The 15,527-nt window shown below is 52.2% G+C and carries 14 protein-coding genes and 2 tRNA genes; 6 read left to right on the forward strand and 10 right to left on the reverse strand.

Annotated elements, in window-relative coordinates:
- Positions 1 to 61: 61 nt before the first annotated feature.
- From speB to spo0A, 5 genes are all read right to left on the reverse strand, one after another.
- Positions 62 to 937 carry an agmatinase gene (gene speB / locus HPY52_03770; protein NPV79385.1) on the reverse strand — a complete coding sequence of 292 codons (876 nt, stop codon included), beginning with the start codon at positions 935 to 937 and terminating at the stop codon, positions 62 to 64.
- Positions 930 to 1,793 carry a polyamine aminopropyltransferase gene (gene speE / locus HPY52_03775; GenBank protein NPV79386.1) on the reverse strand — a complete coding sequence of 288 codons (864 nt, stop codon included), beginning with the start codon at positions 1,791 to 1,793 and terminating at the stop codon, positions 930 to 932. The genes speB and speE overlap by 8 nt, the downstream gene beginning before the upstream one ends.
- A gap of 73 nt (positions 1,794 to 1,866) precedes the next feature.
- Complete coding sequence (locus HPY52_03780) at positions 1,867 to 2,325, reverse strand: arginine decarboxylase, pyruvoyl-dependent (protein ID NPV79387.1); 459 nt, start codon at positions 2,323 to 2,325, stop codon at positions 1,867 to 1,869.
- Positions 2,326 to 2,388: 63 nt separating this feature from the next.
- On the reverse strand, positions 2,389 to 3,720 hold the full coding sequence (locus tag HPY52_03785; protein NPV79388.1) for a Trk family potassium uptake protein: 1,332 nt from the start codon (positions 3,718 to 3,720) through the stop codon (positions 2,389 to 2,391).
- A gap of 315 nt (positions 3,721 to 4,035) precedes the next feature.
- On the reverse strand, positions 4,036 to 4,851 hold the full coding sequence (gene spo0A, locus HPY52_03790) for a sporulation transcription factor Spo0A (protein NPV79389.1): 816 nt from the start codon (positions 4,849 to 4,851) through the stop codon (positions 4,036 to 4,038).
- A 322-nt stretch (positions 4,852 to 5,173) separates the two neighbouring features.
- Between spo0A and HPY52_03795 the strand changes: the two genes are divergently transcribed.
- The 5 genes from HPY52_03795 (at position 5,174) to HPY52_03815 (ending at position 11,669) form a co-directional block, all read left to right on the forward strand.
- Entirely contained in the window at positions 5,174 to 6,073 is a 900-nt protein-coding gene (locus HPY52_03795) for a BMP family ABC transporter substrate-binding protein (protein NPV79390.1), read from the forward strand.
- A gap of 339 nt (positions 6,074 to 6,412) precedes the next feature.
- A complete protein-coding gene (locus HPY52_03800) occupies positions 6,413 to 7,921 on the forward strand; it encodes an ABC transporter ATP-binding protein (GenBank protein NPV79391.1) in 1,509 nt (502 codons plus the stop codon).
- Positions 7,922 to 8,114: 193 nt separating this feature from the next.
- Complete coding sequence (locus tag HPY52_03805) at positions 8,115 to 9,215, forward strand: ABC transporter permease (GenBank protein ID NPV79392.1); 1,101 nt, start codon at positions 8,115 to 8,117, stop codon at positions 9,213 to 9,215.
- Between the two features lie 29 nt (positions 9,216 to 9,244).
- On the forward strand, positions 9,245 to 10,189 hold the full coding sequence (locus HPY52_03810) for an ABC transporter permease (GenBank protein NPV79393.1): 945 nt from the start codon (positions 9,245 to 9,247) through the stop codon (positions 10,187 to 10,189).
- An 82-nt stretch (positions 10,190 to 10,271) separates the two neighbouring features.
- Entirely contained in the window at positions 10,272 to 11,669 is a 1,398-nt protein-coding gene (locus HPY52_03815) for an amino acid permease (protein ID NPV79394.1), read from the forward strand.
- 40 nt (positions 11,670 to 11,709) lie between these two features.
- Here the strand turns inward: HPY52_03815 and HPY52_03820 are convergent.
- Together HPY52_03820 and HPY52_03825 are read right to left on the reverse strand one after the other, a co-directional pair.
- Positions 11,710 to 11,786, reverse strand: a tRNA-Met gene (locus HPY52_03820).
- Positions 11,787 to 11,831: 45 nt separating this feature from the next.
- Positions 11,832 to 11,907 (reverse strand) — tRNA-Met (locus tag HPY52_03825).
- A 201-nt stretch (positions 11,908 to 12,108) separates the two neighbouring features.
- Here HPY52_03825 and HPY52_03830 point away from each other — a divergent pair.
- Positions 12,109 to 13,068, forward strand: a complete 960-nt coding sequence (locus tag HPY52_03830) for an RsmB/NOP family class I SAM-dependent RNA methyltransferase (protein NPV79395.1) — start codon at positions 12,109 to 12,111, stop codon at positions 13,066 to 13,068.
- Here HPY52_03830 and HPY52_03835 read toward each other — a convergent pair.
- From HPY52_03835 to HPY52_03845, 3 genes are all read right to left on the reverse strand, one after another.
- A complete protein-coding gene (locus HPY52_03835) occupies positions 13,065 to 13,907 on the reverse strand; it encodes an ATP-binding cassette domain-containing protein (GenBank protein NPV79396.1) in 843 nt (280 codons plus the stop codon). The genes HPY52_03830 and HPY52_03835 overlap by 4 nt on opposite strands.
- A complete protein-coding gene (locus HPY52_03840) occupies positions 13,904 to 14,677 on the reverse strand; it encodes a hypothetical protein (protein NPV79397.1) in 774 nt (257 codons plus the stop codon). The genes HPY52_03835 and HPY52_03840 overlap by 4 nt, the downstream gene beginning before the upstream one ends.
- Before the next feature lie 95 nt (positions 14,678 to 14,772).
- Entirely contained in the window at positions 14,773 to 15,525 is a 753-nt protein-coding gene (locus tag HPY52_03845) for an energy-coupling factor ABC transporter permease (protein NPV79398.1), read from the reverse strand.
- Positions 15,526 to 15,527: the final 2 nt, after the last annotated feature.

Consider the following 15,527-nt stretch of genomic DNA (forward strand, 5'->3'; position numbering starts at 1 on the left):
TTTACATGGACCGTCCGGCACCATCATCGCGCAGGCAGCCCGTTTTTGCAGATTGCAGACACTATTTACCTACGCGGCTCAACACCACCTCTCTTATTACCTTAGCCGCCAAGAGCGATGTGATATCAGAATGATCAAAGGTCGGAGCCACTTCCACAAGGTCAAAACCCACCAGCTTAGTCTCGAAGAGCAAATAAAGAGCTGAAAACAGCTCGCGCGTGGTGCACCCCCCTGGCTCCGGCGTCCCTGTGCCTGGAGCATACGCAGGATCCACCACATCGATATCCAGTGTCACATATACGGGACGCTGGCCGGTTTCCCTCAGAATATGGCTAACACTTTCAACGATGTCTTTCCCCTCTATGAGCGAGCCAATTCTCTCGGCCTTCTGGAATTCATCCGCGGTACCTGACCTTATCCCGCATTGGAAGAGGTTCCCCTCCCCGACTGTCTCAATTACCCGGCGCATGACCGTGGCATGGGAAAAGACTTCGCCAAGATAATTGTCGCGAAGGTCCAGATGGGCATCCAATTGCACGACCAGGAGATCCGGGTAGACCTCGCGCATAGCCTTTATTACAGGGAATGTTACAAGATGCTCTCCACCGATGAAAATAGGGAATTTACCGCCATTTACGATGATGCGCGTGGTTCTCTCGATGCAAGAGAGACTTTCCCCTACATTACCTATCGGCAGCACAAGATCGCCGGCGTCATAAAGCATCTCCGGAATCAGAGAGCGTTTGAGGGCAGGGCTGAAGTCCTCCAGGGCATCGGACACCTGCCTAATTCGAGACGGGCCGGCGCGGGCCCCGGCCCGCCAGCTGGCGGTAAAGTCCATGGGAATTCCAGTGATGACTACTTTTGCGGTATTGTATGAATCACCAGAGGCAAAAAAATGCCCCTGGCGTTCAAGAAATGGGGATAATTCACGCATTGCCAGCACCAGCGTATTCACCAATCAATTCTTTCACAAATCGCGGAAGCGCAAAAGCCGCCTTATGGATTTCCGGTGTATAGTAACGGCATACAATATCATCAGGCATACTGCGCGCCGGTGAAATGGGATCATAGACTTTTGACCCTGTTGTGAAACTCCAAAGCCCGCTTGGATATGTTGGAATCGGAGCGAGATAGAGCGCCGCCTTCGGAAATATCGACTTTGCGGAGGCATATACCCTCTGGATCAGATCCCGGTTAGAAAACGGCGACTCCGTCTGCGCTACAAACAAACCCTCAGGTTTTAGCGCATCGAAGACCCCCTGGTAAAATTCCTTTTCAAAGAGCCCTACGCCCGGGCCGATAGGATCGGACGAATCGATGATTATGACATCATATTGAGAAGTGGCCTTCTTTACAAATTCTATCCCATCACCTACAGCCACCCGCACTCTGGGATCAGAGAGAGACCGAGATATCTCAGGGAAGAATCTGCGACAAACATCCAGGACCCGCTCGTCTATTTCCACTAAATCTACGTGCTCGACAGAGAGGTGCTTCACAATCTCCCTTACGGTGCCACCATCCCCTCCGCCCACAACCAGCACGCTCTTGGGATCCTCATGGGCCATCAGGGGAACATGAGCTATCATCTCATGGTAAATGAATTCATCGCTAACTGTAAGCTGAATTGCCCCGTCAAGGGCCAGGAGTCTTCCGTATTCAAGGGTATCCACCACAAGAAGGTCCTGGTATGGAGTCTTCTCCTGGGCCAATGTTCGTGATATGCGCAAACCTAATTTCATATTCTGAGTCTGAAGCTCGTAAAACCACAATCCTATCTGATTGCCCATGTTTCATCTCCCTACCCTATATTGAGAATGGCGAGTTTGGCACCAGACCCGATCCTGAGAATGGAGGGCCGATTTAATACCAGAGAGCTGCTCCTGCAAAAGCGCAGCCTATCTTCTCCACCTTATGTTCCACAGCTTTGACCTTGATGTCGGTGAGATCCATACCCCGGACTTCAAAGGCTTCCTTGACCATCTCTCTGATCTGCTCCTCAGCCTCAGCAGCGCTGCACTTACCTGAAAACTCCATTATGATCCCAAAAGTACCATCACTCATACCCACGCCGATAGCCGCAGAAATGATCTCCCCCGGGACGTCGCTAGTGATATAGCCGTATGCCGTAGGGGTGAGTGAAGCAGGCGGGATATCCAGCTTCTCCACGTATTGGGCTCCGGCAGGCAAAACGCTTGATACTTTGAGAAGATTGAGATTACCTATCCCGGATGCCAGGAGCGCCTTGTCAAATGCCGTGAGCTTAGTTTTGCCCTCCGCGCTCCCCGAAACAAGGGTAAATTTCTTTGGTGTTGGAAGCATAGTCTGGCCCCCTCTGACTCAATATTATTGTTACACCGATCTTGAACGCCTTATCATGATATTCTAACCTAACATGACGCGTTCCTCAGGAAACCTCACACCGTTGGCCTGTTGTTTTTGAGCCAAGGCCAGCGCAATACTGAGAGGACCGACACGACCGGCGAACATTATGAATATTATCACCAACCTGCCCAAGGTGGAAAGGGTGGGGGTTATCCCCATACTGAGCCCCACTGTTCCAAAGGCAGATACGGTCTCGAAAAGAACTTCCGGAAGGCTCTTTCCCTCAGACACAGCCAATATGATGGCTCCCGTGAACACTAAAGCCGCTGAGATCATGGTTATTGCCAGGGCCCTCAAGACGGATCCTGTAGGCAATCTACGCTCAAAGACATCGACATCATTTCTGCCCCTGACCACAGAACGAACGGCCAGAATAAGCACGGCGAAAGTAGATGTCTTTATGCCGCCTCCAGTAGAGCCAGGAGATGCACCAATGAACATCAGCAAGATCACGAGAAATATGGTGGCAGGACGAAGCGCCCCGATATTGACTGTGGAAAAACCCGCGGTCCTGGGGGTAACCGCCTGAAAATAGGCGGCCAGCAGTTTAGACCCAAATGGTAGCCTTCCCAGGGTATCAGGGTTGTCTGACTCTATAGCCAGGATAAGGATTGTTCCAAGCGCAATCAAGATTGCAGTAGTGACCAGGACGACCTTTGTATGCAGGTGGAGCCGCCTCGTGCATCTATAGTGCAAAATATCCATCAGGACTGAAAAACCAAGCCCACCAAGGACTATCAAAGATGCTATCGTAAGCGATACAAGGGGATCCCCCACGAAATCAGCAAGGCTCCTAAAGCCGCCGAACAGGTCGAATCCAGCGTTACAAAAGGCAGATACAGCATGGTACACAGAGTAATAAATCCCTTTAGCCACCCCGAGAAGAGGAATAAACCGGATGGATAATAAGAGCGCTCCTATCCCTTCTATGATGACGGTAGCGATTATTACATTACGGATAAGACGAACCATCCCCTCAAGGGTCAACTGGTTCATGGCTTCCTGGATCAAGAGCCTGCCCTTGAGAGAAACTCGTCTTCCCAGCACCAAGAGCGCAAAGGTAGATATGGTCATTATGCCTAAGCCCCCAAACTGGATCAGGAGCATGGTAACTATCTGGCCGAAAAGGGAATAGGCATCATGAGTATCCACAACCACGAGCCCCGTCACGCAAACCGCCGATGTGGCGGTGAAGAGCGCGGTGAGAAATCCTACTGAATTGCCGCTTCGAGAAGCCACCGGGAGCGTCAGCAAGATCGCGCCGACGATGATCAATGCCATAAATCCCAGGACAAGTACCTGAGGTGGAGTAAGCTGTCTTAGTGATGTCATGATCCGGCCAAGCAATGGGCCACCATCTGTCAAGTTTTCCATATCAGTCCCCTTCTCTCGCGAGGGCAGGACGCCGAATATAAAATAGATGCCCACCCCGATGTGGACTGCAGTCCTCTTTCATGGCAAGCACAAGATGTCAATTATAAACGGATCTCTTTCCGCAATATAGACGGATTTCTTTCCCTGAACTATGAAAGACCCTCACCGGGAATCTCATCCCCGGATGAAGGTCCTCAGATGCGCTAGAATCCTTGCTCAATTATAGCATGCCGCGACAACCTGTCAACCGCTTTTTTGGCGCACACCTTGGGATCAAGCGTTCTCAAGCATCTTCAGGCGAAGCTCTTCTGCTATCCGCGCGATAAAAAAAGAATTAGTAGGGGGTTTGCCCCCTCGGGAATGCGCGGCATGACCAAAAATCTGGTATATATAATCCAGATTCCCCTGAATCCATGTCTTCTGAATCGTATACCGGATGGCCGCTTCGATAATTAGAGGCGTTGTGCCATGCTTCTCTGCAACCCTAGGATACAAACTCTTGGTCACTGAATTGAGAAGTCCCATGTCTTGCGAGACCATTGCTATAGAATCCCTGAGGTATGCATACCCTTTGAAGTAGGTAGGAACCCCCATCTTATAGAGTACCCTGGCTACCCTGTCCTCGAGGTCTTCTTCTTTATCTTTATCGACGGGCGGGTCAATGTCCCTCGAGGATTTCCTAAATACGAGTTTATCCAATGCATGTCCCTCACGCCCCAGCTGCCTGATGCGGTTCACCAGGCTTGCCCTATCAAACGGCTTGAGAAGGTAATAATCGGCGCCGAGACGCGATGTGGATCGGACCATGGCCTCCTCTTCAAACGCTGTAAGCACAATTATTCTTGGCCGTCTGGGTAGGTCCATTTCCTGCAGCTTTGAAAGAACCCCCATACCATCAAGATATGGCATGATCATATCAAGTAGAACAACATCAGGCCTTTGACTTACGATCTTCTCGAGGGCATCCAGCCCATCATAGGCCGCCCCGACCCACTCAAGGTCCGGTTCCCCTCTGATAATGTCCTCTAGCACATTACAAAGATCCCTGTTGTTTTCCGCCGCCAACACCTTGACTTTGTCGGTTTGCATCTGCCTCCTCCCCCTCAACGTAAGGCCCAATGACATGAAACCGCGGGCGCCCCCTACCCATACGTCTAAGATTTTCTATATTCATAGACAAATTCCTCTATTGTCCCCGAAGATCCAAATGGAAACGTGAAAGGATTCCTTCCAGCAATGAAGAATAATCTCCTTCGGACAAAATAGAGCCAAACAAGGCTAATAAAACCAAAGGAGGAGTGTTGGATTGATTCGCGGGAATAGGATTCTGTTGTGTATCCTGACTTGTCTTCTGATTCTTGCCCTCCTCGGCGTACCCTCGGCATGGGCCCAAAAGTCATTGAAGATCGCCATGGTCACTGACATAGGAGGACTTGGCGACCAGTCTTTCAACGATGCAGCCTACCGTGGCATGCTTCAGGCACAAAGAGAACTAGGAGCAGAAATCAAGGTCATTGAGTCCAAGAAGATGGATGATTATGAACCCAATCTCCGTAACCTGGCGGAGCAGAAGTACGATCTGATATGGGCAATAGGTTTCCTGATGACCGATGCGGTTAAGAATGTAGCCAAACAATACCCTGATGTTCATTTCGGGATAATCGATAGTGTCGTAGAGGCACCCAATGTTATGTCAGTTACATTCAAGGAAGAAGAAGGATCATTCCTCGTGGGCGTGATCGCAGGCATGACCACAAAGAAGAATATCATTGGATTTGTAGGCGGCATGGAATTCCCCTTGATACAGAAGTTTGAAGCCGGTTTCAAGGCAGGAGTAAAAGCGGTGAACCCCAAGGCAAGAGTGCTGGCGGCATATACCGGATCATTCAATGATCCTGCAAAAGGAAAGGAATTGGCATTGGCCCAGCACAGCGCCGGCGCGGATGTGATCTACCATGCATCAGGCGCATGCGGCATCGGGGTAATAGAGGCTGCCAAGGAAAAGAAATTCTGGGCCATCGGCGTGGATTCTGACCAGCATCACCTGGCCCCCAACAATGTCCTAACCTGCATGATCAAAAGAGTCGATGTAGGAGTCTTTACCGGCGCCAAGGCGGTAGCAGAAGGGAAATTCAAGCCTGGATTAGTGGTCTTGGGACTCAAGGAAAATGGCGTGGGGTACTGCTCCAGTACATCCAAGACCGCATCCAGCCAGGCTATAGCAAAGGCTGATGAATGGGCTAAGAACATCATTTCCGGCAAGATCAAGGTCCCGGAGGTTCCGAAGGACGTAGCGAACTGGAAGCCTTGATCCGTTGGTTGCAGGGGATGGGTGCTCCTCTCGGTGGACGCAACACTATCAGGGAACGCCGCTGGGCCGATACCACCCACACCCTCGTAGACCCGGGGTTGGGATACTCCGACCGGCGGCATTGATCCGAGGCCTTATAGCCTGAGGGCCGAGGATCACTGAGCAGCCTCTCAGCAAGGCTGCGTCCGCCGGGAGGAGTATCCATACCTAAGGCTGCTGCGTCCGCCGGGAGAAGTATCCATACCCAGGTCAAAGTTACTGAGGATGCCACCGAAAGAGTGTCCCCAAAAGGAGTGAGGATGAATCTTGGCGGGTCGTGAGAACGCGGAAGTTATAAGCATGAGGGGTATCACGAAGCAATTCCCGGGGGTGCTGGCCAATGATCATATCGATTTTTCGCTGCGCCAGGGCGAAATCCATGCCCTCCTAGGGGAGAACGGAGCCGGGAAGACCACGTTGATGAAGATTCTCTACGGACTTTATCTGGCAGATTCGGGCGAGATTTATGTCAAGGGTGTCAAACAGGAGATTAATGATCCCGCCTGTGCCATCCGGCTTGGCATAGGCATGGTGCATCAGCATTTTATGTTGATCCCGCCATTTACAGTAGCAGAGAACATCATTCTTGGAATGGAGCCGTCCAAAGCGCGCATCCATCTGGACATTCGTGAGGCTGCCCGCCAGGTGACAGAATTGTCCGCGAAGTATGGACTCAAAGTAGATCCATTCGCGCGAGTGGAGGATATTTCTGTAGGAATGCAGCAGCGCACGGAGATCCTGAAGGCCCTTTACAGAGGAGCGGAGGTCCTCATTCTAGATGAGCCGACTGCTGTCCTGACGCCACAGGAAGTGGATGAATTGATGGAGACGATGCGGTCCCTCGCGCGTCAGGGAAAGTCCATCATTTTTATTACACATAAGCTGACCGAGGTGATGGCCATCGCTGACCGCGTGACCATCGTCCGGCGCGGCAAAGTTGTGGGCACTCTTGAAAAGCATAAGACAAATGTCAATGAACTCGCCACTTTGATGGTGGGTCGTGATGTAAGCCTGGGGGTTCAGAAGAAGGAACAAGAGCCCGGTAGAGTGCTGCTCGATGTACATAACCTCACCGCTCTGAATAACCGGAGGCTCCCAGCGCTAAAGAGGGTGAGTTTCTCGCTTCGCGCTGGCGAGATCCTGGGGATCGCGGGGGTCGAGGGCAACGGGCAGACAGAGCTCGTGGAGGTCATCACCGGCCTGAGGCAAGCTACAAGTGGGCACATTTTTCTGGATGGAAAAGAGGTAACGAATCTTCCCCCTAGCAAGATAATTGCCTCAGGAATGGCGCATATACCAGAAGATCGCGTGCGGAGAGGATTGATCGCGGACTTTACCGTAGCAGAAAATATGATCCTGGAATCCCATAACAAGAGCCCATTTGCGCGGGGCTTGAGGATACTGTGGGAAAATGTCCGGAGCGCCACCCTTGAGAGAATTCGCGAATTTGATATTCGTACTCCCAGCGAGGATGTTCCGGTGCGCTCCCTGTCGGGTGGCAATCTGCAGAAGGTCATCCTTGCCCGTGAATTGTCGAGAGATCCTCTTGTGATAATAGCGGTTCAGCCGACACGCGGTCTGGATGTAGGGGCGATAGAATTCGTCCATAGCCGGCTCTTGGCTGCGCGGGAAGCCGGAAAGGCGGTGCTCCTGGTGTCTTTGGAGCTCGAGGAAATCCTGGCCCTCAGCGATCGTATCGCTGTAATGTATGAAGGTGAAATTGTCGGGGAGATGCCGGCGAAGCAAGCCACCGAACAGACCCTCGGCCTCCTTATGGCAGGGGCAATGCGGCTCCAAGACGCGTCGTAGAAAGCCCATCATAAGGGGCGACAGATTGGAGGGAATCGTTGTGAGAAATAGACGCGCCACGATCATCTCAGGCGCAGTCTTGGCATATCTTCTACTCTGTATCCTACTAAAAGGGGACATAATAAAGGGAACTCTTTTTTCCATTCAGGCAATATTTTATATGATCCCCTTTATCTTCGTTGGACTAATATCCATGATGGCTATGCGGAAAGGAATCGTTAGCGGACGGCTCGCCTCCCCGATCCTGGCCCTCATGCTGGCTCTTTCCACAGGAATCATACTTATCCTTTGGGCCGGGAAAGACCCTTTCAAAGCATATGGCGCCCTGCTAATTGGAGCGTTTGGCAACCTTCAGAATATCTCCGAAACACTGGTTGCCATGACACCGCTGGTCCTTACCGGTCTTTCCATAGCCCTGGCATTCCACTGCGGCCTTTTCAACATAGGTGCGGAAGGACAATTCATCCTGGGGCAGCTTGGGGCGGCGTGGATTGGTTATGCTCTCGCGGGATTGCCGATGATATTGCACCTACCAGTCACCTTGCTTTTTGGTATGGCTGCCGGAGCGCTTTGGGCGCTGATTCCGGGCCTGCTGAAAGCTTACAGAGGAGTTCACGAAGTCATCAATACTATTATGATGAATTATATAGCTCTCTACCTCGCGAATTATCTTGTCAACGGCCCGATGATGGCGAAAGGTTTTTTGCCCGTTTCGCCTGAGATCAGCCCGGCCGCCAGATTGCCTCGCCTCCTGGCTTTCATGGGCGCCAACTACCGCGCAAATGCCGGCATCATCCTGGCTATCTCAGCGGCAATGGCTGTATATTACATCCTATGGCACACCACAATTGGTTATGAAATAAGGGCGGTTGGGCGAAATCCCCAGGCAGCTAGATATGGAGGCATAAATGTGCCATCCAACCTTGTGAAGGCTATGCTCCTATCTGGCGCGCTTTCCGGAATGGCTGGCGCTATCCACATCATGGGAATCCAGTATAAATTCGTCGATATTTTCACCTGGACAGGCTACGGCTTCGATGGTATAGCCGTGGCTCTCCTCGGGGGCAATCACCCTGTTGGCGTGGTCCTGAGCGCGCTATTGTTCGGCGCTCTTACCTCCGGCGCCGCGCAGATGCAGATCCTTGCCGGGGTTCCAAAGCAGATTATCACCATTGTCCAATCCATAATCATTCTCTTCGTAGCTGCGGAGAAGTTTCTCAATTATCTTGTGAGAAGCCGTGGGAGGAATATATCATCGAAGTCCTCCCCGGCAAAGGAGGCCGAGGTCGCGTGATCGAATCATTCAAGGAAATCTTGAGCCAGATTTGGTGGCTGCTGAGCATACCCGGGCTGTGGATCTCCACCCTCCGTCTGGCGACCCCCCTGGCTTTGGCCGCCCTGGGTGGCGTCTTCTCTGAGCGCTCCGGAGTAGTCAATATTGCCCTCGAGGGGATCATGCTCGTGGCATCATTCTTTGCGGCCATAGTCTCCATGTATTCACAGAACCCATGGCTCGGGGTCCTCGCGGGAGTAGTCTCCGGCCTCCTGGTCTCCCTGATCCACGCCGTAGTCTGTGTAAATTTCCAGGCAGATCAGGTAGTCAGCGGCACGGCCCTTAATATGCTGGCCTTAGGCCTTACAGGATTTCTCCTCCAGAAATTTATCGGTCATCCAGGCCAGACGCCGCCCGTCCCGAAATTGCCTGATTGGGTGATACCTGGCCTCGACAAGATACCTGTGATAGGTCCCACGGCTTCTCAGATCCTGAGCGGACATACTCCTATAGTATATATCGCAATTTTCATCGCACTCCTTGCCCAGTATGTACTGTTCAGGACTCCCCTTGGTCTGAGGCTTCGAGCCGTGGGCGAAAACCCAGAGGCAGCTGAAACCGTCGGCATCAATGTATTTCATATGAGGTACCTAGGCGTTGCCATAAGCGGAATCCTGGGAGGGCTGGCCGGAACCGCCCTATCCATCGGCCTTTTGTCTATCTTTCAAGAAAACATGACAAACGGTCGCGGGTTCATCGCGCTAGCCGCCATGATCTTTGGAAAATGGACACCACTCGGGGCTCTTGGCGCATCCTTACTGTTTGGTTTTGCCGACGCGTTTCAGATGAACGCCCAGACTGTCGGCCTAACTTTTATACCACGCCAGGTCTGGCTGATGCTTCCATATATCCTCACCATGCTGGCCCTTGCGGGCGTAGTTGGCCGCTCCACCCCACCCGCCGCAGACGGGGTGCCATACGAAGGCAAAAAATAGGGCATTGTCTGCCGATGATTTTCGCGTGACAGTAGAATAATAAATACTGAAACCGAGTTCATTGCGCGAAGGTGTCATATTCATGGGGCTATGGAGCAAGAAATCCGTTGAAACTCTCCGCAGGGACAGCGCCTATCATAAAAGCGCCCTGAAACGTAATTTGGGCCCCACAGACCTTACCGCTCTTGGAATAGGCGCGATAATAGGGACAGGAATCTTCGTCCTGACTGGCGTTGCTGCGGCGAGATATGCGGGGCCTGCCGTGCTTATATCTTTCATGATTTCTGGGACAGCAGCCGGGCTTGCGGCCCTGTGCTATGCAGAGCTCGCCTCGATGGTCCCGGTGGCAGGAAGCGCGTATACCTACTCCTACATAGCCCTGGGCGAGATAATCGCCTGGGTGATCGGCTGGAATCTCATCCTGGAATATGCGGTATCCGCCGGAGCCGTATCCATAGGGTGGTCCGGATATTTCGTAAATCTCCTCCGTGCGGCGGGGATCCATCTACCCCGGTGGGCAATCGCATCGCCGCTTTCAGGAGGAGTGGCAAACCTGCCGGCCGGCATCATAGCCCTGGCCATAACAGCGCTTCTCGTCTTCAGCACGAGGGAAAGCTCGCATGCCAATAAGCTCATCGTGGCCATAAAGCTTGCGGCTGTCCTGTTCTTCATTGGAATAGGAATATTTCATATAAAACCTTCAAATTGGACGCCATTCGCCCCCTATGGGTGGTCAGGAGTCATGCGAGGATCCGCCATTGTGTTCTTCGCGTATATCGGATTTGACGCAGTTGCGACTGCGGCTGAAGAAGTGGAACGACCTCAACGTGATCTTCCAATCGGGCTAATCGCCTCTCTTGGCATCTCAACGATCCTATATATACTGGTGACAGTCATACTGACAGGGGTGGTAAATTATAGACGGCTCGACACCCCTGCGCCGGTGGCGTTTGCTCTTCTCCAGGCCGGCGTTCCCTGGGGCACGGCCATAGTCTCAGTCGGCGCCCTCACAGGCCTGACCAGCGTCCTGCTGGTAACCATTTTCGCCCAAAGCCGCGTCTTTTTCGCCATGGCAAGAGACGGCCTCCTGCCGGCAGCCTTCACCAAGATACATCGTAAATTCGGAACCCAGTATATGGTGACGATAGTGACAGGGATCGTGGTAGCTCTAATCGGAATGCTGCTTCCAATCGGAATGGTCGCGGAGCTTGCGAACATAGGGACCCTGACAGCATTTGTGCTGGTTTCCATCGGAATACTCATCCTTCGCAAAACCCAGCCCAATCTACCCCGACCATTTAAGACACCATTCATGCCATATACGCCGATCTTGACGATAATCTTTTGTGGCTATCTTGCCGCCAACCTTCCCCGCCTGACGTGGGTTCGATTTGTCCTCTGGCTCATCATCGGGATGTTCATATATTTCCTGTATGGAAGGAATCATTCCCTGGCGGGCAAAAAGAAGGAGGGAACGTAAAAAAGCCTGCCGCGGATTTCCGGCAGACTGCGATAAACTATGGTAGCGGCGACTGGATTCGAACCAGTGACGCCACGGGTATGAACCGTGTGCTCTGACCAGCTGAGCTACGCCGCCAGCACATTCATCATAGATTCAAAATGCTACTTGAAATAAAAAAGTTGGTAGCGGGGGCTGGATTCGAACCAGCGACCTCCGGGTTATGAGCCCGACGAGCTACCGGCTGCTCTACCCCGCGATGACATTTGGCGACATCTTACTTGTGCGCGTACCAAGTGCCATAACTTAGTATAGCACAAATCTCAGGAACGTCAAGACCCGGCTGCAGGATATTTGAAAGCCGCAGAGAAAAGTAAGAACGCAAAGCGGCGCTCCGACAGTCTCCACGGAATTCTTCAGCAGCATCTGATTTCAGGAGGTCTCGAAAGGAGAGCAGACATTGGGAAAGATTCGCTATTCCATCCGACAGACGGCAGAAAGGCTTCCCAGAGAATTCGTCGATCGACTCTATCTCTTATTTGGGCCATCTATTGCTGACAAGATCTTACACGGCTTTGGTGCTGCAAGATTCACAACCCTGAGGGTCAACACCCTTAGATCAGACATACGCAGTGTCATGCGATATCTTCGAGATCTTGATGTAAAATTTGACAGGGTCCAGTGGTATGATCTCGCCCTGGTGATAAAGAACAAGCGGGAGCGGGATCTCGAAGGTCTGGACATCTATAAGCAGGGGCATATCTATTTGCAAAGCCTTTCAAGCATGATCCCGCCGCTGGTCTTGGTCCCGGAGCCTGGGGAAAAAGTGCTCGACATGGCCGCGGCGCCCGGAAGCAAAACCGCCCAAATGGCTATGATGATGGGAAATCAAGGGTACATCCTGGCAAACGATATCAACTCCGTACGAGCAAAAGTGCTTGAATATAATATAAGGGTCCAGGGTGTAGAGATCGTGGAAATCTCCATTCAGGACGGCGCATCTCTCGGCAAAGCCTACCCCGAATATTTCGACAAGGTGCTGCTAGATGCTCCCTGCAGCGGTGAAGGCCTGTTTCTGGCCCATAACCCAAGGACATATGCAGGGTGGAACACGAAAAAGATTAAACAATTTGCTTCCCTTCAAAGGAGGCTCCTCGAAAGCGCCGTAAAAGCCCTGAAACCAGGTGGCATCTTGGTCTATTCCACCTGCACCCTCTCCCCTGAAGAAAATGAAGAAAATATAGCCTGGCTCCTTGAAAATCACGCAGAATCGGTGACAATTGATGAAATCCCTCTATCGATCCCGGAACGCGTGAATGGCATCGTCCCTCCTGATGACATGAGGAAATGTATGCGCATCCTGCCATCCGATACCATGGAAGGGTTTTTCGTGTGCAAGCTGAGAAAACGCCTGACCTAGCCCCCGATCATGCGTTCCAACTGGTCTGCAGCCTCGGGGATGGTAAGGGGCATGGTCACCGGCCAGTTGCGTTCCCTGAGCGCGTCAAAAAGCTCAACCAGCGAAGGAACATCCAGGTTGTTTTCCCTGAGAAGGTCCCCTCTCGAAAAGACCTCGCGTGGGGTCCCCTTGAGCGCTATGCCGCCTTTCTTTATCACATAGACATAGTCGGCCACTTCCGGCACAAGCTCCACCTCATGCAACGCCATTATATATGTGAGACCCGATTCGCGGTTCAACTCGGATAGCAGACTGATGAGCTCTCGTCTAGAACCGGGGTCTACCCCAGCAAAAGGCTCGTCAAGTATCAGGAGCTCAGGTCGCCTTATCAGTGCTCCAGCCAACGCGACTTTCCGCTTCTCCCCACCGCTAAGATAATGTGGAATCCGCTTCGTCAGGTGACTGATTCCAAGCCTTCCCAAGACTTCACCCACACGCGCGTCCACTTCGCTTCGCGAAAGGCCTTGGCTCTTGAGGCCAAAGGATACGTCATCCCATACCGTAGGGCCTATTATTTGTTCATCGAGTTCCTGCAACACGACACCGATACGGTCACGGATACGCCAGAATTCCTTGGCGGGATCCATGCCGAAAACCTGCACATTTCCTTCCAGAGGTTTCAATATCCCAACAATATGAAACAGCAAAGTAGTCTTGCCCGATCCATTCGCCCCAAGCACTACGACGCGCTGCCCCCGGCGAACGGTGAAATCAAGGCCACACAGATCCACCTGCGTTCGGTCAGGATAGGTATGCTTTATGCATTGTACCTTGACCAGCGGTTCTCCTAGATCTTTCAATGGATCATCACCAACCCTACAATCGCGACAACCCCGGCGGCAAGCGGCATGAGATCATAGATCTTCAGATGAAATCTCCCCTGAGGATGACGCCGAATATCGCAACTTTCATTCGATATAGGGCCATTTGCCGCAGCATCTTTTACATGACCCCTCATATTCCCTGGTTCAATTCCCCTGAGCTCCATGACCATGTAGACTCGCTCCATGAGATCAAAGGACGAAAGGACAAGAGCGCCGAGGCTCTGCGCCCCCCTATAATAACCGTGGATCGCTCCATAAATTCCCCGGCCTCTCCGCAATTTCACGGCAAGCATGAGCCCTTCCAGTCTATCTACAAGAAGGAAAAACCCGCGGTATGCCATAAAGAGCATCTCCACCAGCGGCTTCGGCATGATCCTGGCCAACGTCGCGAATACATCGATATATGAGGTAGTCACCATCAGCGTAGCTAGCATGAGCCCCGCGGCAACCCCCTTCAAGATCACCAGGACCGCCAGCATAGGGGCATTCCTCGCCTGGCTTATCGCGAATAAAACCCCGAAGAGCAATGGATATGCCGCGATAGAGGCTACGGGCCATGTCAGTGTCCTGTTGAGCAGTGAGATCAACAATTGGACTGCCAAGATAAAGCCGATAAGCGCTGGATTCCTCGATACTATTATGACAATGAGGACCATAGCGACCCCGAGCAGCTTGGACCACGGGGCGGCCCTATGCAAAGGGGAATTACCACTATTTGCAAGATAGTCTACGACTCTGAGCTCCAAGGCAACTCGCGGCCATCATCGCGGACTCACGAATAGCATTCGGGATAAGCCAGAAGCTTGAGTCTGCGAAATCGGCCGCAATCTCCCTACCTTTCCTAATTATGAATCACATCAAAAAAGCCCGGCCTGACCGAGGCAATATATGACACCATAGCTGCCACTAATATGGATTCCGCTGGCCACCCTACAAGCGCTGGAATCGCCATGACTTTGACGAAATTCGAAAGGGAGAAGGACGAGATATTGCTCTGATCATGGGGCTCCGCCTGAGATTCCAGATGATTGTGATTGTGCGCCAGGGTCTCTGATACCGCATCCCATCCGCCCAGACTGAAGCCTACTGCAGAGACCATGAAAGAAAAAGAGATCATAAGTGAAATGATTGTTGCAACAAATGCTGATAGGCCGAGCCGACGAGGGCGCCTATGTTCAGGGACGGGCCTACCCGACCACGCCCGCATCATAAGCAAAGACATAGCCTTGAAGATCAAATATCCTACCATGGCCTCGGTTCCAACGATTACTATGTTCAATCCGAGGGAGGTGATGCCCCCATGCCCCATGAGAGCCAGTATTACGTTAGCCAGGGCCTGGGCAATGAATCCCGCCCATGGTCCCAGCAAAATCCCGGCCAGGACAGCGAGATTAAGATGATAGACCCCGAACCATTCTACAGACATCGCTAAGATCATAACTGCGGCGAATATACTGATCCTCGCGATGATGCGCGCGCCCCAGTTCCGCCGAAGCATATACATCGATATCATGAAAAACGCGATCGCAAAAGCAGACCAGACGGCGACCCAGGTCATTGGAAGGAGCCCATCTGGTATATGCAGGTGAGACATGC

It is taken from the genome of Bacillota bacterium (assembly GCA_013178415.1).
GTDB lineage: Bacteria > Bacillota > SHA-98 > Ch115 > Ch115 > Ch115.

Excerpts from the sequence above, each read along its gene's own strand:
- HPY52_03785 (NPV79388.1), bottom strand. The coding sequence starts at position 3,720 with ATGACATCACTAAGACAGCTTACTCCACCTCAGGTACTTGTCCTGGGA.
- HPY52_03805 (NPV79392.1), top strand. The coding sequence starts at position 8,115 with ATGATGGCTATGCGGAAAGGAATCGTTAGCGGACGGCTCGCCTCCCCG.
- HPY52_03780 (NPV79387.1), bottom strand. The coding sequence starts at position 2,325 with ATGCTTCCAACACCAAAGAAATTTACCCTTGTTTCGGGGAGCGCGGAG.
- HPY52_03845 (NPV79398.1), bottom strand. The coding sequence starts at position 15,525 with ATGTCTCACCTGCATATACCAGATGGGCTCCTTCCAATGACCTGGGTC.
- speE (NPV79386.1), bottom strand. The coding sequence starts at position 1,793 with ATGGGCAATCAGATAGGATTGTGGTTTTACGAGCTTCAGACTCAGAAT.
- spo0A (NPV79389.1), bottom strand. The coding sequence starts at position 4,851 with ATGCAAACCGACAAAGTCAAGGTGTTGGCGGCGGAAAACAACAGGGAT.
- HPY52_03800 (NPV79391.1), top strand. The coding sequence starts at position 6,413 with ATGAGGGGTATCACGAAGCAATTCCCGGGGGTGCTGGCCAATGATCAT.
- HPY52_03795 (NPV79390.1), top strand. The coding sequence starts at position 5,174 with ATGGTCACTGACATAGGAGGACTTGGCGACCAGTCTTTCAACGATGCA.
- speB (NPV79385.1), bottom strand. The coding sequence starts at position 937 with ATGCGTGAATTATCCCCATTTCTTGAACGCCAGGGGCATTTTTTTGCC.
- HPY52_03815 (NPV79394.1), top strand. The coding sequence starts at position 10,272 with ATGGGGCTATGGAGCAAGAAATCCGTTGAAACTCTCCGCAGGGACAGC.